This window comes from Bacillus sp. MYb209, from assembly GCF_002975175.1.
In the GTDB taxonomy this organism is placed as follows: domain Bacteria; phylum Bacillota; class Bacilli; order Bacillales; family Bacillaceae_G; genus Bacillus_A.
Genome location: NZ_PCNZ01000008.1, coordinates 1 through 19863 on the forward strand (window position 1 = coordinate 1; position 19863 = coordinate 19863).

Genomic DNA, 19863 nt, shown 5'->3' on the forward strand with positions numbered 1-19863 from the left:
TCGTTGGGAATTCACTTACTTCTGTAATTTTACCTGTCCACTTCTTCTTATTATTTGCTTTCGCAGTTACAGTAAACGTTTGATCCTTTTGAATTTGTGACTTTTGAAGTTCTGTTAAAGTCCCTTGAACTTGGAACGGATCTTTAGAAGCTACTTGTAAGAATGCTTTTCCTTGACCACCTAAAGCTTGGGATGAACTTTGCGCTGCATCTTTATCTAACTTCTGTACAACACCAGCAAAATTACTATAAATCGTAAGTTCTTTCTGTTTTTTATTTAACTCTTCTTTTTGTAACTTTCCTTTTTCCTTCTCAAGGTCAGTTGTTTTTTGTGTCATTTCTAATTCACTTACTTGCTCTTCCATTGGGTCTGTTACTTCTTTCCCAGCCCCGCTATCTTTCACCTTCTTAATTTCTTTCTTCAACGAATCAATCTTCTTTTTCCCTTGATCATAACGCATATCAGCCATCTTCTGATCAAGCTCAGCTTGCTTCATTTGCAGATTAATTTCTTCATTATCATAAGAGAATAATTTCGTTCCCTTTTCTACCTCTTGTCCTTCTTTCACTTCAATATCTTTCACTTTTCCTTTAGTCGGATCTGCATAGAAACTTTCAATATTCCCTGGCTTCACCTGACCAGAAATTAATTTCGTATTATTAAGCTTACGCTCTGTCACTTTCTCAAAACTTACAGCATCTGTCTTCGCTGTGCCTTTCTTCTTACCTTGCATAACAAAAATATTAACTGCTGCAACAATAACAATTAGTGCAATAACCCCGATAATAATCCATTTCTTCTTCTTATTTGGAGTACGAACCGTATTTGGTAACATATTCTCTCTCCTTTTATATCTTATAGTTTAATAGATATTTAATTGTATAAAACTTTCTGAAAATAAATATTCCACTTACATTGTTACACTCATTTTACAAAGTTTTACACAATCATTTATATTGTAACAAAAATTCCAATGATTAGAAATATGACATCTTATCTTTTAAGATAGTTTTAAGGAAAGATTATCCTATAAAAAAAGCGATCCAAAATAATGATTGGATCGCTTTTCCGAATAAACTATTATGCCACTTTAGGACCTTTTCTCTCATGTCCACGTTGAACGATGAATAAGAAGATTGTTGATAAAATACCGCCCGCTAGTAGTAAGATGAAACAGCCATCCCAGCCAGAACGATCAACAATAACACCAATTGCTGCGTTTGCTACAAGACTTCCTCCTACATAACCGAACAAACCACACATACCAACTGTTGTACCTACTGCAAACTTCGGCACTAATTCCATTGCACTTAAACCGATTAAGAATTGTGGTACGTAAATTAAACAACCGATAATAGAAACTGCAATACTTACAACAAGTACGCTAGATGCTTGCCAATATACAACCGTACCTATAACAACTCCGGCCATACTAATAATACATAATGGCATACGTTTCCCTTTAAATAATTTATCACTTAAAAGACCAACGATTAACGAACTTGGAATTGCCATACCTTCAAAGATCGCGTATGCAGCATGTGCTTCTGCTTTTGAAAAACCTTTAACTGTTGTTAAATAAAGTGGAACCCAGTTAATAACACCGAAACGAATTAAGTAAACAAATGCATTCGCAATACATAAATACCAAACGAACTTATTTTTCACTACATATTTCATTAAAATTTCTTTTGGTGACATCTTGTTAGCATTATCTGCTTTTTCAAGATTTTCATAGTCATTACGATACTCATCAATCGGAGGAAGACCTTCCGATTCTGGTGTATCCTTCGCATTAATCCAAACAAGAACTGAAATTACCATTGCGATAATAGCTGGGAAAATAAACACGCCGCCTTGCCAATGGTTTTCACCGAAAATACCTACACCGATTCCGACAAGTGGTGGTACAAGCATTCCGCCAACGTTATGTGAAATATTCCAAATACCTGTTTTCGTACCACGCTCTTTCTTCGAGAACCATTTTGTCATAACGATACTACAAGGTGGTGCTCCCATACCTTGTACAATACCGTTCAGGACAAGTAATGTAACAATCATTCCAAATGAATTTGCAAATCCGAAGCAGATATTTACAAGCCCTGATAAGAATAATCCGACTGCGATAAAGCGCTGGGCAAAAGCTTTATCTGATAAATTCCCCATAAAAAACTTACTAAATCCATAAACAATTGCCATTACTGAACCTAGTAGTCCAATTTGAGCTGTACTAAAACCATATTCTTGTACTAAATACGTACTTGATAACGTAAAGTTACTACGAACTAAATAATAAGCAGCATACCCAACTGAAATTCCAATTAGTACACGAATACGCAGTAATGTATATACTTTAGCAATCATATCCGCTGGTAATCTCTCAATTGCAGGTGCTGGCTTAAGCCATTTAAACATATTTTTTCGTCTCCTTTTCTCACTTTTGAGAGAGACGCTGTCTATTCCATATCTCGATTATTCCACTATTTGATATATTTTGGTTCGTCCTTCTAACTGGCTGGCCTTCTATTTCTTTCTCGTTCTTCGCAAACATCGTTGGTACACCAAACGACACTTTTTCTAGAATATGCCCCGCTTCTTCTGATAAACAATAATCAATAAATAAATCCGCAATAATACCACTCGGCGCACGTTTTAGTTTTGAAATCGCATTGACAGACAAACCTGTTTGCTCAGGTACGTTACTTAAAATCGGAAAGCCTTGTTTTTGAAGCATTCTCTGATCTCCCATGAAATTAATGCCTATCATATATTCACCGCTCGCTACAAGTTCCGCTGGCATATAACCATTCACCGTTACTTCACCAACTTGCCCTGCAAGATTCTTTACATACGCTTTTGCCTCTTCTTTACCTAAAGTATCAATAAGTGATTGAAACAGCGTATATGCTGTACCCGAAACGTTTGGATCTGGCATGACAATCTTTCCAGTGTACGCAGAATGTAATAAATCTTGCCACCTTGATGGATACGGCAGACCAAGCGGCGCTATTTCTTCGTTCCACCGCTCTTTATTAATTGCGATTGCCAATTTCTCCACTTCGTAACCGTACCAATAACCATCTTTATCTTTAACAGTTTTTGAAATACGATTCGCATGCTGACTTGTCACAGGAATAGAAAGATTCTTTTGCTTCATCATTTGATGTGCATCTACTGTGCCACCAATAATAATATCCGCTTTCGGATTTCCAGATTCTTCTTCCACTCTTCGAAGAAGTTCTTCTGTCGAAAGACGAATAAATTCATACGTACATCCACGCGGTTTACAAAATGATGAAAGCAAAGCCTCACCAACCTCCTCACGAGCTGCTACATACGCAACGAGATGACGATCATCCAAAATAGGGAGACCACTTTTATTATATTTAATAGAGGTTGTATCTCGAGAGCAACTAGACATCGCTCCTCCGATTACTAGCAAAAAGAAGAAAAAGGCTACCTTTCTCATGACACATTCTCCTTTACAAAGAAATCTGCTAGGGATCCTTTCATATACATGACATTCCCGTTATTATCACCGAGATATTGCACAACAAAATACGATGGATACACAGAAATCGTAAGAATATCTTCTCGCTCATTCTTAATACGCTTACCTGTTTTATAAGCAGTAATATAAGCGATAGGATCCTTCTGCGATTGCAATAACTTCTGAATTTCTCCGTAATCTGTAATTTGTTTTGCGTATCGAATAGAATCAAATATTTGCGTAAGATTTGTAGTACGTATTACATCCCCTTGCCTCACTACAACTTCCTTTGCCTCTGCAAAGAAATTGCTAATGCGCTCTGGTGTATAATACAGACTTAACAAATACGTTTGAAATGCTGAGATCATCGGATCCGTGCCATTCTTTCCGTATACGTTCGCCTCATACTGGAACAAGTCACCTACTGCAAAAGTACGTTTATGTCCATTCAAGTACGTTACTTCTCCAGTAAATACTTGTTCTTGGCTCTTAGCTTCTCTCGGCTCTATTCGAATTCGGTCAAAGAATGAAACAATCGTATGCAAACGAACTTCATCCGTTACAACAATTTCTCCCCACTTTTCATGCCTTACTTTCACTTCAGTAGGAAGAGATTCATTCACTCTTTGTAAAACAACCTGCTTGTCATCCACAATCCTGATTCGGTTATATATTTGCTTCTCAATAACATAAAACAAAATAAGAGAAACAATAATACAAAAGACAAACATAACAATTTGAAATGATAGCCTTTTCATTTCTGCCTACCTCCAAGATAAAAAAACGTTGTTTCGAAAATACCGCATAATTGTTTCATAAATGTATCATTTAACCGCTTTCAAGTTTTTTATGTCTTCCATCCGTCTCGGAAGTAAAAATGTAATAAATATTGTAGTCCCCATCTCTTCGCTGCTCTCAATTCGCATACTTCCGCCCTGCTTATTCATAATCTCCTGACAAATATACAAACCATAGCCATTCCCGTAACTAGAAGGAAGTACCTTACCTCCTGGAGACTCATTCCACTCCGCAAGCACACCTTCATCTATACCGATACCATCATCATGAACAAAAATCTTCGCCTCATGCTCATTTACAATTACATTCATACGAATTTGCGAGGCATCACTATATTTAATCGCATTATCAAGCACATTTAAGAAAATTTGCTTCGTCTTATCAAAATCCGCAACGACATGTACATCCGTTAACTCATTTATAACTTCAATTTCAAACTGCTGCAAGCGAGGTCTCACAATCGAAATTGCCTCTTCAGCCAAATCCTTAATATTCACAACCGTAGGTGACACTTCAAACGTGCTCGTCCCATACTTCGAAGATTTAAGTAATTCTTCTACAAGTGATAATAGACGCTCACTTTCTACAGTCACATAACGGAGACTCTCCTGAACATCTTCCTTCGATTGTAACTTCGGAATTAAATCGACATAACCGATAATCGCTGTTAGCGGTGTTTTCAGCTCATGTGTAATTCGGTCTAAGAAATCTTTCTGCTTCTCTTTTTCTTCCTTCAGTTGCTTAATGTGCAGTTCAATTCCATCAGCCATCGCATTAAAAGATGCTGAAAGCTGCGCAATTTCCACATACTCATTTAGCTCAATCTTACTTTCATAATCTCCATTCGCAAGCCGATGTGCCATTTGCCTTAATTGATCAATTGGTTTATGAAGAGACTTCGCCAAACGAATCGCAAAGAAAATACCGGCAGCCACTAAACAAAGAGACGTCATTAAAAACGTCCAACTCACATTTGTTAAAACTTCCTTCTCATCCGTTAGCTCATTTATGAAACGAATGCTCCCAATGACATCGTTTCCATAATAAACCGGACTTGAAAACAAAAGAATTGGAGCTGGTTCTCCCTCCTCGAAAACATAAGATTTCTTTCCCTTCAAAGAACTCTCAATGTCGATATTTCGATGAAGTAATGCTCCCTTTTGTGTATCTGCCACAACATCTCCATTCTTCCCAATCATCTGCACACGGACATCCATTCGCTTTGCTAAATAAGAAGCAATTAAAAGCGAATTCGGACCTAGCGTCTCGACTTCCGCTTCCTTCTCTAAATAATTCATCGTATAAATTTGTGCTTCCACACTTAATTTCTCTAAGGAATCTGCCGCATTATGATACACATTCTTCTCCAGTGCAATATACACAACTGCATACAAAAGAACAAGAATTGGAATCAGCAATCCAACTATTCCAAACACCATATTTCGTTTTAAAGACATATCATCACCTTTTAGCAATCAAGCTTATATCCAACACCATAAATCGTCTTAATATACTCCCCACTCTTCCCGAGTTTCTTCCGAAGTCTTTGCACCATAATATCAACCGCTCTCGTATTTCCGATATACTCAAAGCCCCATACTTTCTCAAGTAACTCATCTCTCATAAACACACGCTGAGGATTCGAAACAAACAACTGACATAAATTAAACTCTCGATACGTTAACTGAATTTCTTGCCCACTCACATGTACCTTTCTTTCCTTTGGACAAATTACCAATTCTCCTGCTCGAATCACCCCATGATTAGAAGACACTTCCTCCTTCTTTACACGACGACTCATATTTTTCACACGAAGAATAAGCTCCGCATAATTAAAAGGCTTCGTCACGTAATCGTCTGCACCAAGCTGCAGACCAAGCAATTTATCATTCATCTGACTCTTCGCTGTCAGCATAAGGACCGGAATATCACGATCCTTCTCTCGGAATAAACGTAATAACTCATACCCATCCGTATCAGGAAGCATCACATCTAAAATGAGTACATCTGGCTGCTCATTCCATTTCTCTAAAGCTTCTCTCCCGTCAGCTGCCGTCAATACTTCATATCCTTCCATCTCTAACTGCATCCGAATCAAATTACGAATACTCGATTCATCATCAACTACAAGTATTTTCATCATTCTCCTCCTTCCATCCTGTATTATAGTACAGTTTAGTATAGCAAAAATCATACAAAAAAAGAGAGGGTATTGTCGAACATATGTTGAACGACGATCCCCTCTCTTTTTTATTTTTACTTACTTCTCATAACCATGAGGTTTCTTCTGATGCCAATTCCACGCATGCTCAATAATTGTCTTCACATTTACATGCTCAGGATTCCACCCTAACTTCTCTTTCGCCTTTTGAGAAGAAGCTACTAAACGTGCTGGATCTCCTGCTCGTCTTGGTGCAATCTCTGCTGGAATTTCATGATTCGTAACTTCACGAACTGCATCAACGATTTCTTTCACACTGAAGCCATTACCATTCCCTAAGTTATAGAAATCACTTTCCCCGCCATTTTGTAGATCCTTAAGTCCAAGGAAGTGTGCTCCTACTAAATCATCAACATGAATATAATCACGGATACAAGTACCGTCTGGTGTATTATAATCATCACCAAACATCATAATCTTCTCACGTTGACCTAATGCAACTTGTAAAACAAGAGGTATTAAGTGTGTCTCAGGGCGATGATCCTCACCAATAATGCCACTTGGAGTTGCACCAGCTACATTAAAGTATCTGAAAATCTTATACTTTAAATTAGAAGCTTGGCTATACCAATGAAGCATCTTTTCGATCGCTAACTTCGTCTCTCCATACGTATTCGTTGGATTTGTTACCGTCTCTTCAGTAATAAGATCAACATCTACCTCACCATAAGTAGCCGCAGTAGAAGAGAAGATAAACTTATCTATTTTGAACTCATCCATTACTTCTAGCAAGCAAAGTGCACCATACACATTATTATTATAATATTGAAGAGGTTTCTCCATACTAACGCCAACTAAAGAATCAGCTGCAAAATGCATAACCGCCTCAATATTTTCTTGTTTAAAAACATCTCTTAGAAAACCTTTATCACGAAGGTCCCCTTTATAAAACTTTGCACCCTCTGTAATCGCATCTTCATGCCCAGTTTGTAAATTATCAACTACTACTACAGATAGGCCTTCATCTATTAATTTTTTTACAGCGTGAGAACCGATGTAACCAGCTCCGCCACATACTAAAATTGAAATCATGTTCTTCCTCCTGCTCATATGTTAGAGTCTTATAGTTACTTCCCTATTATAAAAGGTATACGATTCAACGTATACCCTTTGGCACTTGGGAAACCGAACTCCTCTTGTAAGTACGGTAAAATCTCCTTCGTAGTTGCATTTGGCCATGCTTCCCAATGGTCAATATATGCATAACCATTTTACTTCGCAAATTGCTTTAATGCTTCAATTGCTTTCGGATAATTTTTCGCACCATACACTGGGTTTGATGGTTGGATCATAATCGTATTGCCTTTTGCACTACTAGAAAGTTCTCCAACAAATTTTTGTGCATTAGCGACAGAATTTCCATTACCCGTTTTATTATTGTCTGTAATGAACGGTGCTTCAAATAAAATAACATCTGGATTTTCTTTCGCAATATCTTGAGCACGTTTATTCGCAATTAGTTCCTCAGTACTTTCATTCTTATATTCCTTAACCGTCACATTCCATAAACCTTTTCCATAATTGGCATCTAAATTAGATACAAACTTAGACACCCAAGTATCCTTCGCAGGTGAAGAAGCTTCATCACCAACAATAACAATGTTTACTGTCTTCTTATAAGCTGCAGCTTTCTTTAATTTCTCTTTTACTGCATCTGGTAAATTCTTTGCATATGCTTCGTTAAAAGATGCCTTTGCATCTTGCTTTTCTTCTTCCCTTTTCGTCTTCGTATTCTCTACTTTAGTCTTTGTCTTTGTCATTTTCACTTCATTTGTTTGTACTGTTGCATTAACAACCTTCTTATTCCAGTGTATCTTACCACTTACAATAGCAGCTACAAACAATACGAACATAACAAGGACCGTTATTGCTTTCTTACTCATCGATTCACCTTGTCTAATAATCTTACATTATATAATACTAATATAAAGACATAAAAAACAAACCCAGCTCTTTCCAAAAGAGTCGGGTTTATTCGTATTATTACTTATTTTAACTCTAGATGCGTTCTTAATTTATTCGTTAAATCTTGTTTCGCTGCTTCTGGAACATAGTAATACCAAATACCATCAGATGCTTTATGACCATCACCTGGGATTTGAATATCCTCACTATTTTGTAAGCAATCTTTATAATTCTTTTGCATATCAAACATTTGATCTTGCGTTAAGTTTGTTTTCACATTCTTTTGAATCGCTGTTAACACATCACCATAACTTGTAAGTGATGTGAAACTTGCACCCTTTTTAATAACAGCTTGCATCACTTGACGTTGACGCATTTGACGACCGAAGTCACCACGTGGATCTTCTTTACGCATACGAGTGAATGCTAAAGCTTGATCACCTGTTAAATGAATATTTCCCTTTTGGAAGTGCTTTCCTTCAAGAGAGAATTCCAAGTCATTATTTACATCAACACCGCCCACAGCATCAACAATGTCCTTAAATCCTTCCATATTCACTTCTATATAATAGTTAATAGGAATATTTAATAATTTTTCTACTGTCGCAACAGACATATCTACTCCACCGAATGCATAAGCATGGTTAATTTTATCACTTTTTCCTTTTCCAACAATTTCTGTATATGTATCACGAGGGATACTTACTGTCTTCATAGAATTGTTCTTCGGATTTAACGTAATAACCATTAAAGAATCTGAACGACCTTTATCTTCACCACGTTCATCCGCGCCTAATAATAAGATTGAAACAGGCTCAGATTTATTAATTTTCTCTTCTTGTTTATTATTTTGATCACGTTTTAAAGGTTGATGAACTGTATCTAATGTTTTTGAAACTGAGGAATATATATTATAAGCGTAAACTCCTCCACCTATAATCAGTACTCCTATGATTCCTAATATCCAAAATAGAATTTTCTTTTTCATTATCTTACCCTTCTTTCTTAGATTTCCAAAGGAATAAAGTGCCAATTAAATTATACATGGAATTAGCTCTCTTCATCAAATGAAGCTATGTTTCATATCTAACATCTAACTTATATATTTCCTCATATAACCTCTTATCTATACACTAGATAAAACGGAGAATTCCTTTTATTAATACAAAGAAAGCCCAATTGCACAAATAACAATTGGGCTTTCCTTCTCAAACTAAGATTATCTCCCTAAATCTGGATTAGACACAAGCTTCGTATACACAATAAAACGATCTGGTGCGTCACCAATATACTCAAACGGATAGCACGTTGTTAGCGTCAGCGTCTCATAATCAGTTGGAACAATAATTGTTTCATCGTTTGCTCTCGTAATTTTAAAGTCTGTGATTTCATACACAAAATCACCATATGGTGTTGCGAATTTGATTTGATCACCTTTTTTCACATCTTCCAACTTACGAAAACTTGTATTACGGTGTCCACTTAACACAACATTTCCGCCTTGCCCTGGTAACATACTTCCAGAAAAATGTCCAACTCCTGATTTTAACTCTTTCGGATGCGTTCCTTCTACAACAGGAACCTCATATGAAAGAGATGGGAACTTCAGGTCACCCAGTTTCTCCCCTGGATCGGGAATCTTAGACCACATTTGTTTAAACTCTTTTTCCGCTTCCTCTGGCTCATACGATGTAATCACTGTATGAGCTAACAATGTTGTTTGCTTAGTAAGTTCCCAGCCAAAAAAAGCAACAATACCAAGACCTAACAAAATAATGGAAACGGGAATCCCAATGATTACCCATCTCCATTTTGATTTACGTTTATGTACTTTCTTTCTCTTCTTCATAAAATGAATTATGCTTGCTCTGTCTTACGAGCTAATCGCATCGCTGGAACTAATGCAGCTGCACCTAGAAGTACAATTAAGCCACCAATTAACATATACGTTTGTTCATTAGATGCTGTATTTGGCAGTTCAGCATTTGTCATTGGAACAAAGTGACCAGTTGCGTTTAGCTCACGCTTCGCTTCCATCGCAACTTTCAATGCATTTACCATGCTTTTGAAGTTAGCTGCTTGTACCATTTCTCTTGTTGGGTTAATTGTCGCAAGCAGTTTTCCATCTAAATCTTTTAATTGAATTAATAAGTTATTATCCTTACTAATTGTATAGTTTAAAAGATCTAACGACTTCCCACTTTCATCTACAAGTGAAACTTGTAAATGTGCAAGTTTCACACTATCGAGGAATAAACGAAGCATTTCTACTTTTTGCTCATTCTTTAAACTCATAACATCCTTCGCACCTGAAAGAATTTCACTCACTCGAGCTGCATTTGCATTAATTTGAGCTTGCTCTTGATCAGTTAAGCCCGTCTTTTGTAAATATGCATATAAATAGTCCACGTGATCAAGATTTAAAGTTTTTAATGCACTTACTAGCTTTTGTGAAGCTTCTTTTCCATTCGTATCCGCATGTGCAGCTGGTGCAGCAAACGCTGTTAAGCTAAGACTAAGCGCAGCAACTAATGAACCTTTTTTCATAATGTCTTTGAAATTCATGGTTGTTTCTCCTTTTTATAACAATTTGGTAATTTAAATATATCACGAAGAATCCTATGAGGGATAACTTAAACATGATTTCTCATTATCGGAGTTAGTATAGTCATATGGACACAACTTAGTTAAGTCCTTACAATGGATTTCAAGGAGGAAGTGTCCGTATGACAAACAAGAAATTTAATGAAGACTTTAAAAAAATGGTTGTTGAATTATATCGTTCGGGACAGCCCGTAAAAGAATTAAGCATATACAAGTCAATAATTCCAAAGCATACTCATGAATTATAAAATAAAGTCTTCTTTCAGTAAAAAAGGGTGCCCTTATGACAATGCTCGTATCGAGTCGTTTCATGCCATTTTAAAGAAAGAAGAAGTATATCGTACACAATATGTCACGTTTGAAGAAGTAAATCTAGCACTATTTCAATACATCAAGGGATGTTATAACCGTAAGCGAATCCATAGTAGTATTGGTTATAAAACTCCCCAAGCAATAGAAGATCTAACTAAAGAAGTAGCTTAGATCTTCTATTGTTTGTGTCCAAAATATTGACTCAAATCCACCTTTTTAGTAAAAAACTATTTTGACCATGCTCATTTTAACTTAGCACTTCTTCCCTGTTAGTTATCTGTATACTAATTCCTTAAAACATCCGATTCCTTTTTTATTAATAAAGCTGCAGACTTTTTCTCCCTTGCCAAAATATATCCATAGGTTAACAAATAAAATAAAAAATAATTAGCATTATTTTTCACTCCAAATGAATTATATCCGGAGAGTGCAAAAATAAAAATTATCGCTAATATCTTATACTCTATTCTGCATAGGATAAGAATTAACAAAAGAATGTAGAATAATATAAAATACCCCACATCAAAAAATAAAATAATCCAAGGGTTTTCAGGAATTATAGGGGTATTGTATTGACCGATTATTCGAATATTCTCTGAAGCTCCACCTAAACCCATAATTTGGAATGAAAACAAATGTTTTATAAAATAGTCTATTAACATAAAGCGTGCATCCGTAGAATCACCTGCATTACCAACTCGACTCATCAAAGTAGATCCTAAAGATGTATTAAATGTCAATAAAAATGCAATCCCCATTACACATACAGTGATAAAATATTGCTTAATTTTCTTCGATCCATCCTTGAAACTCTGTCCATTATATAAAAGCACCATAAATGATATAACAAAGATACTTCTTGAACCGGTTAGCAAAATATCGATTACAAATAATAGAAGTAAAGTATACTTTAACTTATTATCCTTAACCCTCATTTGAACAATAATCATTGAAAAAAGGAAGAATACAGCATTATCTAATGGATGTCCAATTATGGTTTTAATTCTGTACCCTTCACGGTATGTTGACTCTAACCATGTCGCATTGCTTCTACTATAAAGTTCTTGAAAAATATTAATTTCTGTAAAATATTCAAAAATCCCTAGTAACCCAATTAATACTGAACAACAAATCATAACATTTACTGCCTTATTGACCTTTTTAATATTAACTTGCTTTTTACAATAAAAAAACAGGAAGAATGCGATAGGCCCAAGATAGTTATGAATTGCTAGTGGTAGTCCATCCATTCCTTTAACAACAAAAGTGACTCCAAAAAATGAAAAGAGTACTAATATACATAACAGAAAAATCTTATCAAAAATTATTTTTTTTGTTAATAAATTTTCTATAAAAAATAGAAAGAAAACAACTAACCAGGCAAGTACAAAAGGATGAATCTTTAATGGATTTAACTCATTATTATTATAAAAATCAAGAAGGAAAAAATCCCCTGTTAAGGCCAAAGCAATACTAAGTACTGGAATTATAAATAAAAAAGGGGTTTCCCGCCCTAAAAATTTTGTTAATAAATAAAAAATAAATCCAAGCAACAAATATATAAAGTATGCATAATAATTTGTTCCCAGTAAAAAAGAAAATGCAATAATGCAAATTAATGGGAGAACCAAATTAATAATAACTTGCTTTAATTTTATTTCCATATTTCCCCTCAACATCTGCTTAATATATTTAACTGAAAAATGTTTCCTTTATAGTATAGGTGTAAAGTGAATTGCACCACTGAACTACTACCCATACCGTATAAGCACCTGAAAATTCATTTATCAAAACACTAAATCAGTTATATATTTAATTATGTTTCAACCAACTACTTGATTGAACTAAACGATATACTTTATCTAGACATTAAGTAAACCATCCATAAAACAGTTAAAAATATTTTTTCCCATTTAAAGTGATGATACTGAATACTCAATGTGTTTTTGCAAACAAAATACAAAAACCTAATTCGAAATCTGCTGGACACAAAGTTCCTACAAGGACAATTCACTCATCTAGACGAATACATTCGATGATACTTAGGCGGCTAATCTAATTTAACATCAAATGTATTTTTCATTGCACTACTCTATAACAATACTTCTTTTCTATAATTTACTTGGTTTCATTAAGAATGTACCTATTTTTATAATTTAAATACATTTTTATTAATATTACCGAATATAATAATCGTGCCAGTGCCACACTAATTGCAGCCCAAATCACTCCAAAAGAAGGTACAGTAAGGAAAATCAAAAGTATAATTAGCCCCATTTGAATATACTTACCTAAAGTAATGAACATTGGTTTTCCTAAGGAATAAATAGCCTGTTCAATAGGAACAATAATAAATCCTAATATTGCCGAAATCAACATTATTTGAAGAATAGTAACAGCCCCTAAATACTTTTCCCCCAGAAAAAATGGGACAATTAGTGGTACTAAAGGTACCATACATAACATGAGGACAGAAACTATTACTGTAGGCTTTATAATTTTTTTAGTTTTGCTCACTACTTCTCGCCCATCTAGCTCTGACATTGTAGGTAGCATTACTTTTCCAAAAGCAAATGGAAGAAATGAAACAATGGCCGATAATTGGAAGGCAGCGTTATAAACTCCAATTTGCTCATAAGTAACCCAAATAGAAATCATAAAGAAATCAATTCTACCTAAAACATTATTAGGTATAGAAATCATTAACATCCACTTTTCATAATGAATAATCTCTTTTAGTAATTTTTTAGGGAAATGTGAAGAAAAGTAAATTTTAATACATTTAAAATACTTAAATGCAAATGGTAAGGAGATTATAATTGGGATGAAGTATAGAATAAATACATACTTCAATAACAACATATTATTTAATAGTAAACTTAAAACTATAAGTATTAAAGTAAAATACCTAAATATGTTAATCAATGCTCTCAACTTGAATTTTTGAATGGCTTGTAAATAAGTATCATTAACAAATAAAAGTGATTCTCCTATATATCCCACGATTAAATATGGGATATATTGAATTATTTCATCTTTACCTTGGCTAGAAAAAATATGACTGCCAAATAAGATTAATCCTGTAATTACAGTTGCAGTAATAATTATTTTTGTGAAAAAATACAAACCAAATATACTTTGCATTTTCCCTTTATCTCTTGCTGAAAATCTTACTGCTGTATTCTCCATACCAAAATCAAAGAATGCACTACAAAAAGCTACAGTGACAAATACAAATGAATATTTACCATAATCTTCGGGACCAAGTTGCCTAGATAAAATTAAAATACTTATAAAACTCAATGCCTTTGTAATAATACTTTCTAAGAATACGATACTAAGATTTTTGAATAAAGAATGATTGACATACTTGTTTAAATTAACTTTTAAACTTTTCATATAAAAATACCTTTATCTTCATTTTTCATATTTAGTTTGTACATAATCCTCTATAAACTTCGTTATATCTCTGAATCATTTTTTCTAGAGAATATTCACGATTTAAATATTCTAAAGTTCCGTTATTACTCTCATACCGCTGGCGATAATCTTTATCAGTTACTAAATGATATAATTTTCGGGCTAGTTCTTGATGATTTTCCTTTTCAAAATATAAACCATACTCTTCATTTTCTTTTACAATCTCAAGAGGTCCCTCAAGTTTACTAACAACTACCGCACAACCAGCTGCTAAAGCTTCTACTACTACTAATCCAAAACCTTCATATCTAGATGGCAAAACAAAAATATCTACGTCTTTATATAACTTTTCTATATTCTCTACATTGCCTAGAAATTCAACATTTTCTTCTAAATGATATTCTACAATTAAATCATTTAATTCATTAATATGTTTTGGATCTGCCGCGCTTCCAGCAAAAAAGCAATTAAATTTAGCAAACCCATACCGATTCTTTAAAATATTAAGTGCTTTAATTAAAATATCTTGACCTTTTTTTTCTGGTACGATACGAGCGACACAGGCAATATTAAATGCATCTTTATTTCGAACGTTTAACTCTCGGCTACCACCAAACTTTTCAAGGTCTACCCCATTATAAATTAACTTTATTTTTTCTTTTGGAACGTATTTATTCACAACATTATAGACCGTTTTCGAAATAGTAATGTACATATCAACAGGATACTTATTTAATGCTTCATTATATATTTTAGTATCGTGTACAGTAAATACCAATTTTACTTTCATAATTTTCTTAAGCAAATATGCAAACTTTAAACTAAACGTATCATGACAATGAACAACATCAATTTTATTTTTCTTTATAAACTTACACGCTTTATAGATAGTACCTATATTTATAATGGGATTTCTCGTTCCTTCTTTTCTATTACATAATAAAAGGGAGTCTTTATTAAGAATTTCTATATACTCTTGACTCCACCTATCATTTATCACGCAAAGATAATGAGGAATTTCACTGTTTTTCACCATTAAGTCTACAATAATTCGTTCTAAGCCACCGCCAAGAAACAATTCGGAATTCAAATGCATTATTCTCATCCTAATTCTCCTATTCTACTTTAAGTTTAGCCTTTCTTGCTTTAGAATATCCGAATTACATGATATATTTATTCATTTGATTCACAAATACTAAAAATGTAACTACTTGATCTTTTTCAAGTGTACTCCCTTCCCTAAATAAATCTGCACAATCATTTTTTAAAGTCGTATCCTGGATTAAATTAATATTTTCATCATATCTTTCCTCATAAAACTCTTTTAGATATTTATTTGTTCTATACCAATAATCCATCGGATGCATATGATTTTTTGAATTTAATTTTAAACCCAGTTTATTTTTAACTAATTTAATACCTGCTGCTGGAATGCTCGTCCAAGGAACTGGAACTCCCTTCACAGTTATTACTTTTTTGTTTATTTTACCTTTTACTTTTTCATAAATAAAATCTGCAGCTTCCGGATAATATTCGTTTATCCATTTAATATAAATTCTGTGTCCTTTTCTATACTCTAGTGGCAAAGTTAAGCAAAATTCCATAAAATCAATATCTAAAAATGGAGAAATTGTCTCAGTATATTGGAACATAGGCTTTAATCCAGTATTTACTCCTGTAAATCCTCTATTATAAAATTTAAAAACCTCTTGGTCTTCTAAATGAAAAGCCTTATCTACATCGTACTCCACCTTATCAATCAGTTTAGTAGAATATGCTCCTGCGCCTGGTGCAAAACTTTTTCGTTCGCCCTTATCATAAAAAGTTCCAATTATTGCATCGCCAATTTGTCCAGTATGGATTATCCCATATTTATCTAGGTTGATATTACTAACCATACTTAACGTATGGGCAATAGTACAAGCTTGACTCCTCGCCCCCGATATTTTAACTGATTCATCAAAATATTTATAAATATATGTTCCATTGTCTAATGCTTTAAACATCCACTCTGTTTTTAATTTATCAGAAATTTGTTTGGGTATTTTTTCATCCAAGTAATCTGTTTGAGAGAAAGTATAGTTAAGCATATTAGTATATCCCATAGTATGAGCAACCCAGGCGGTCATTCTAGAATCTAATCCACCACTTAATGCTACCAAATGTTTATAACCATACTCTAAATCTTTTTCGAATGCTCTCTTAATTGCATTCTTAAAAAGAACGTCTAATTTTTCCAACGCCTCTGCTTCTGAAATCTCAATAGGCCTATTATTTAAAGTATAGTAACACTTTTTGTCAATTCCACTTGTAGAATACTCAATGTAATGCCCCGGTGTTAACCTATACACATCTTCAAACAAAGTTTCATTACACAACACATGAGAATGCGTCATTAAACTATAAGCAGCATTATGATTAATACGGAATTTTCCACCTGTTTTTTCACAAACTAACTTTATAAGCACTTCAAATTCAGTAGCAAAATAAAGTGTGTTCTCCTTCTCATGAATATGGTAAAAAATCTCTTTATCACCTACATGATTTGTATATAGGGTAAAGAGATTTTCGTCTTTGTTAAGCAAAGCCCCTCCAAAACTTCCTCTAAACTTTTGGAAGAACGTTTTAGGATCTATATTAGACATCTTATTTAGCAACGTCTCTATTCTGTCTTCATTAACATTATATTCTCTATACAAATCGCCCTTATTTAAAATAACACCATCTAAAATGGAGAAATGATTTTGATTTTCTTTAAACATTTTATCTTTTTCAAATTTCTTAATTGTATTTCTGAAAAATTTCCCATATAACAGTGGAGTAGTAATTTTTCTTTCCTCTTCAATTAAATGCTGATTTTCATCGATAATGTCATAAATATTAATATCCTTATCTAATATCTCTTTTTTATTTGAAATAAAGCCAAAAAATCCAGGCACTACGCTCAACTCACTTTAACTAAAATTTTTAGCTATAACTTTTATTAGGGTTTTTTTATAACTTTTTCATATAACGCAACAACATGATCTAACGAATTATAAACATTATATTTTGAACTTATTTTCTCAACATTATGTTCGCTCATTGAATTACTTATTGAATTATCATTCAATAGGTAGATGATTTTATTTTTTAACTCATCTATATCTCCAGGCTTAATAATGAATCCATTTTCCTTCTCAACTACAGAAGGAATAGATCCAACGTCAGTAGATATAACAGGTAACCCATAGCTCATTGCCTCTAAAACAGACATGGGCATACCTTCATTGTACGATGGTAATACATATATAACACTTTTGTGATAAATGTCTTCTATTTTCTTTTCATCTGATACCCAACCAGGAATAATAAACAAATCATCTAAATCTAATTCACTGATTTTTTGCTGAGCTTTTTCAATTTCACCATCACCAGCTAATACAAACTTATATTTACTATCTATTTTTCCTTTTAGTTTCGCACCAACTTCAATCAAATCATATGTACCTTTTCTCTGGGAAAGTACTCCCATTGTTGTGATGTATATTCCTTCTTCGGAATTATTGGACACCTGTTTCGGAAATACGGCATTGTCCAATGACACAACTTCCGTTTTACAGATTGACTCATAATATTCTTTCCACTGTTCTCCTAAAGCTAGTATAACAGTAACTTTATTTAACGTATCTATGATTTGTTCCTTACGTTTATCTGAGCTTTCATTATAAAAATCTTTAAATTGTGACCCATGCATATGTAATATGATAGGAATATTTTTTCGATTCAATAACTGTATAATCTTTCTCTTACGTACAAAACTACCTCTATAAGACATATGAATATGTGCTACATCATACTTACGACTTAATACATTCAGTTGGAAAAATAACTTTATATATTGACCTATAAAGTACATGATATTCACGAAATGATTGCTACCATAATACGTTGGGAAATATTCTAGATTTGTTTTTTTATTAAGGCCAGCTTGCATATAATTTTTCACCACTCTGGTAATCCCACCTGTTACTTTTAAGTGAGATCCGATCATGATAACATTCATTGATTCACCTTTTTTCTGATATTTTTTCTAAATCTCTTTTCCAATAAAATTATTAGGATACATCTTAATTTTTTAATGGAAAATTATACGTTTTCCATTAAAAAATTCTCTAATACACCTATAATGTTTTCGGTATTAGACTCATATTTTCTAAATTTCATATCCTTTACGGACTTTAATGCATTTTCTATTTCACTAACATCAAAAACTCCGTATATTAAATTGGAGTTTTTGAACTGCTCTATTATTTCAAATTGGTGATTGTCTACATGTTCACCATGTTCTACCATTCTAGGGATACCAATAACCTTTTTCTCTTTCTTTACTCCATTAATAATGGATCCTGTTCCTCCATGGGTAACAATTATTTCACTTTTATCTATTAAATTTAGAAATTCTTCCTTATTTAAAAATTTTTGATATGAATAAAAACGTGGTTCATATGTCGAATAACCAATTTGAGCAAATACGTCTTCAGAACTCACTTGTTTTTCTTCAATCAAACGATCAATTTCTTTTAATAGTCTATCAAATTGAAACTTTTGGGAACCTACTGTAATAAAAATCAATATATTCCACCTCCGTACTTTGCGTCAGGATAAAACTCCTTCATATCTTCCCATTGCACTAAAAATAAATCTGCATGCTTATACAATAATTTCCCAGTAATAGTCGGCGAAGTTATCTTAGAAAAGGATTCAATAAATATTAATTTCTTCCTAAACAATTTAGCTAATAGGCACATTGGCACTGTCGCTAATGCACCAGTTGAAATAACAACATCAGGTTTTTCCTTTAATAAAATTATTAAAGTTTGTACAAATAAAATTATTAATTTAAAAAAGAAAGTAAACTCTCTTCTGTTAATTTGAACTACATCATAATGCTTAATATCTCTTGAGTTAAATTGATAATTTGTTTTTTCTGTCAAAATAAAACTTTTATTTTTTTTCATCATGGGATATAACATCATTAATTGCTCTAAATGTCCCCCTGATGAAGCTGCAAAACATATTTTCAAAGCTCTCCCTCTTTCACTGGCTTTTCCTAGAAAATTAGTAAACTGGC

The 19863-nt window shown here is 33.4% G+C and carries 18 protein-coding genes and 2 pseudogenes; 2 read left to right on the forward strand and 18 right to left on the reverse strand.

Annotation, left to right across the window (positions count from 1 at the left end; all coding sequences use genetic code 11):
* From CQZ94_RS14855 to CQZ94_RS14905, 11 genes and pseudogenes are all read right to left on the reverse strand, one after another.
* Positions 1 to 835: efflux RND transporter periplasmic adaptor subunit (locus CQZ94_RS14855; protein ID WP_105586019.1), on the reverse strand; the 835-nt coding region annotated here is incomplete at its 3' end.
* Between the two features lie 245 nt (positions 836 to 1080).
* The gene (gene pgtP / locus CQZ94_RS14860; RefSeq protein WP_105586020.1) at positions 1081 to 2415 is read right to left on the reverse strand and encodes an MFS transporter; all 1335 of its coding nucleotides are present in this window, start codon (positions 2413 to 2415) and stop codon (positions 1081 to 1083) included.
* Positions 2416 to 2434: 19 nt separating this feature from the next.
* Positions 2435 to 3469, reverse strand: a complete 1035-nt coding sequence (locus CQZ94_RS14865; RefSeq protein ID WP_105586021.1) for an ABC transporter substrate-binding protein — start codon at positions 3467 to 3469, stop codon at positions 2435 to 2437.
* Positions 3466 to 4248, reverse strand: coding sequence for a DUF3919 family protein (locus tag CQZ94_RS14870; RefSeq protein ID WP_105586022.1), 783 nt, complete (start codon positions 4246 to 4248; stop codon positions 3466 to 3468). The genes CQZ94_RS14865 and CQZ94_RS14870 overlap by 4 nt, the downstream gene beginning before the upstream one ends.
* 66 nt (positions 4249 to 4314) lie before the next feature.
* The gene (locus CQZ94_RS14875; protein ID WP_105586023.1) at positions 4315 to 5745 is read right to left on the reverse strand and encodes a HAMP domain-containing sensor histidine kinase; all 1431 of its coding nucleotides are present in this window, start codon (positions 5743 to 5745) and stop codon (positions 4315 to 4317) included.
* An 11-nt stretch (positions 5746 to 5756) separates the two neighbouring features.
* Complete coding sequence (locus CQZ94_RS14880) at positions 5757 to 6428, reverse strand: response regulator transcription factor (protein ID WP_078213850.1); 672 nt, start codon at positions 6426 to 6428, stop codon at positions 5757 to 5759.
* 120 nt (positions 6429 to 6548) lie between these two features.
* Complete coding sequence (galE, locus tag CQZ94_RS14885; protein ID WP_105586024.1) at positions 6549 to 7541, reverse strand: UDP-glucose 4-epimerase GalE; 993 nt, start codon at positions 7539 to 7541, stop codon at positions 6549 to 6551.
* A gap of 35 nt (positions 7542 to 7576) precedes the next feature.
* Positions 7577 to 8392, reverse strand: a pseudogene (locus CQZ94_RS14890) (SGNH/GDSL hydrolase family protein).
* 104 nt (positions 8393 to 8496) lie between these two features.
* Entirely contained in the window at positions 8497 to 9402 is a 906-nt protein-coding gene (gene tagU, locus CQZ94_RS14895; protein WP_105586025.1) for a polyisoprenyl-teichoic acid--peptidoglycan teichoic acid transferase TagU, read from the reverse strand.
* 231 nt (positions 9403 to 9633) lie between these two features.
* A complete protein-coding gene (locus tag CQZ94_RS14900; protein WP_078213853.1) occupies positions 9634 to 10263 on the reverse strand; it encodes a class D sortase in 630 nt (209 codons plus the stop codon).
* An 8-nt stretch (positions 10264 to 10271) separates the two neighbouring features.
* The gene (locus CQZ94_RS14905) at positions 10272 to 10979 is read right to left on the reverse strand and encodes an LPXTG cell wall anchor domain-containing protein (protein WP_105586026.1); all 708 of its coding nucleotides are present in this window, start codon (positions 10977 to 10979) and stop codon (positions 10272 to 10274) included.
* A gap of 161 nt (positions 10980 to 11140) precedes the next feature.
* On the opposite strand from CQZ94_RS14905, the gene CQZ94_RS31760 reads away from it, so the two are divergent.
* Complete coding sequence (locus CQZ94_RS31760) at positions 11141 to 11266, forward strand: hypothetical protein (RefSeq protein ID WP_255291059.1); 126 nt, start codon at positions 11141 to 11143, stop codon at positions 11264 to 11266.
* A pseudogene (locus tag CQZ94_RS14910) lies at positions 11241 to 11501 on the forward strand (integrase core domain-containing protein); the annotation flags it as partial. The gene CQZ94_RS31760 and the pseudogene CQZ94_RS14910, both read left to right, overlap by 26 nt.
* 113 nt (positions 11502 to 11614) lie before the next feature.
* On the opposite strand, the gene CQZ94_RS14915 reads toward CQZ94_RS14910, so the two are convergent.
* From CQZ94_RS14915 to pssD, 7 genes are all read right to left on the reverse strand, one after another.
* The gene (locus CQZ94_RS14915) at positions 11615 to 12994 is read right to left on the reverse strand and encodes a hypothetical protein (RefSeq protein ID WP_105586027.1); all 1380 of its coding nucleotides are present in this window, start codon (positions 12992 to 12994) and stop codon (positions 11615 to 11617) included.
* Positions 12995 to 13448: 454 nt separating this feature from the next.
* Positions 13449 to 14729, reverse strand: coding sequence for a flippase (locus CQZ94_RS14920; RefSeq protein WP_105586028.1), 1281 nt, complete (start codon positions 14727 to 14729; stop codon positions 13449 to 13451).
* A gap of 31 nt (positions 14730 to 14760) precedes the next feature.
* Positions 14761 to 15855, reverse strand: a complete 1095-nt coding sequence (locus tag CQZ94_RS14925) for a glycosyltransferase family 4 protein (RefSeq protein ID WP_078213857.1) — start codon at positions 15853 to 15855, stop codon at positions 14761 to 14763.
* A 55-nt stretch (positions 15856 to 15910) separates the two neighbouring features.
* Entirely contained in the window at positions 15911 to 17689 is a 1779-nt protein-coding gene (locus tag CQZ94_RS14930; RefSeq protein ID WP_231348241.1) for an asparagine synthetase B family protein, read from the reverse strand.
* Between the two features lie 44 nt (positions 17690 to 17733).
* The gene (locus tag CQZ94_RS14935) at positions 17734 to 18795 is read right to left on the reverse strand and encodes a glycosyltransferase family 4 protein (RefSeq protein ID WP_078213858.1); all 1062 of its coding nucleotides are present in this window, start codon (positions 18793 to 18795) and stop codon (positions 17734 to 17736) included.
* 83 nt (positions 18796 to 18878) lie between these two features.
* Positions 18879 to 19364 (reverse strand): PssE/Cps14G family polysaccharide biosynthesis glycosyltransferase, encoded by a 486-nt coding sequence (pssE, locus tag CQZ94_RS14940; protein ID WP_105586029.1) that lies wholly within the window; start codon positions 19362 to 19364, stop codon positions 18879 to 18881.
* Positions 19361 to 19816 carry a PssD/Cps14F family polysaccharide biosynthesis glycosyltransferase gene (gene pssD, locus CQZ94_RS14945; RefSeq protein ID WP_078213860.1) on the reverse strand — a complete coding sequence of 152 codons (456 nt, stop codon included), beginning with the start codon at positions 19814 to 19816 and terminating at the stop codon, positions 19361 to 19363. The genes pssE and pssD overlap by 4 nt, the downstream gene beginning before the upstream one ends.
* Between the last annotated feature and the right edge of the window lie 47 nt (positions 19817 to 19863).

What these genes read in the sequence shown, in the direction of transcription:
- CQZ94_RS14915 (WP_105586027.1), bottom strand. Translation starts at nt 12,994, where the DNA reads ATGGAAATAAAATTAAAGCAAGTTATTATTAATTTGGTTCTCCCATTA.
- CQZ94_RS14875 (WP_105586023.1), bottom strand. Translation starts at nt 5,745, where the DNA reads ATGTCTTTAAAACGAAATATGGTGTTTGGAATAGTTGGATTGCTGATT.
- CQZ94_RS14925 (WP_078213857.1), bottom strand. Translation starts at nt 15,855, where the DNA reads ATGAGAATAATGCATTTGAATTCCGAATTGTTTCTTGGCGGTGGCTTA.
- CQZ94_RS14880 (WP_078213850.1), bottom strand. Translation starts at nt 6,428, where the DNA reads ATGAAAATACTTGTAGTTGATGATGAATCGAGTATTCGTAATTTGATT.
- CQZ94_RS14905 (WP_105586026.1), bottom strand. Translation starts at nt 10,979, where the DNA reads ATGAATTTCAAAGACATTATGAAAAAAGGTTCATTAGTTGCTGCGCTT.
- CQZ94_RS14865 (WP_105586021.1), bottom strand. Translation starts at nt 3,469, where the DNA reads ATGAGAAAGGTAGCCTTTTTCTTCTTTTTGCTAGTAATCGGAGGAGCG.
- galE (WP_105586024.1), bottom strand. Translation starts at nt 7,541, where the DNA reads ATGATTTCAATTTTAGTATGTGGCGGAGCTGGTTACATCGGTTCTCAC.
- CQZ94_RS31760 (WP_255291059.1), top strand. Translation starts at nt 11,141, where the DNA reads ATGACAAACAAGAAATTTAATGAAGACTTTAAAAAAATGGTTGTTGAA.
- tagU (WP_105586025.1), bottom strand. Translation starts at nt 9,402, where the DNA reads ATGAAAAAGAAAATTCTATTTTGGATATTAGGAATCATAGGAGTACTG.
- CQZ94_RS14900 (WP_078213853.1), bottom strand. Translation starts at nt 10,263, where the DNA reads ATGAAGAAGAGAAAGAAAGTACATAAACGTAAATCAAAATGGAGATGG.
- CQZ94_RS14870 (WP_105586022.1), bottom strand. Translation starts at nt 4,248, where the DNA reads ATGAAAAGGCTATCATTTCAAATTGTTATGTTTGTCTTTTGTATTATT.
- pgtP (WP_105586020.1), bottom strand. Translation starts at nt 2,415, where the DNA reads ATGTTTAAATGGCTTAAGCCAGCACCTGCAATTGAGAGATTACCAGCG.
- CQZ94_RS14920 (WP_105586028.1), bottom strand. Translation starts at nt 14,729, where the DNA reads ATGAAAAGTTTAAAAGTTAATTTAAACAAGTATGTCAATCATTCTTTA.
- CQZ94_RS14935 (WP_078213858.1), bottom strand. Translation starts at nt 18,795, where the DNA reads ATGAATGTTATCATGATCGGATCTCACTTAAAAGTAACAGGTGGGATT.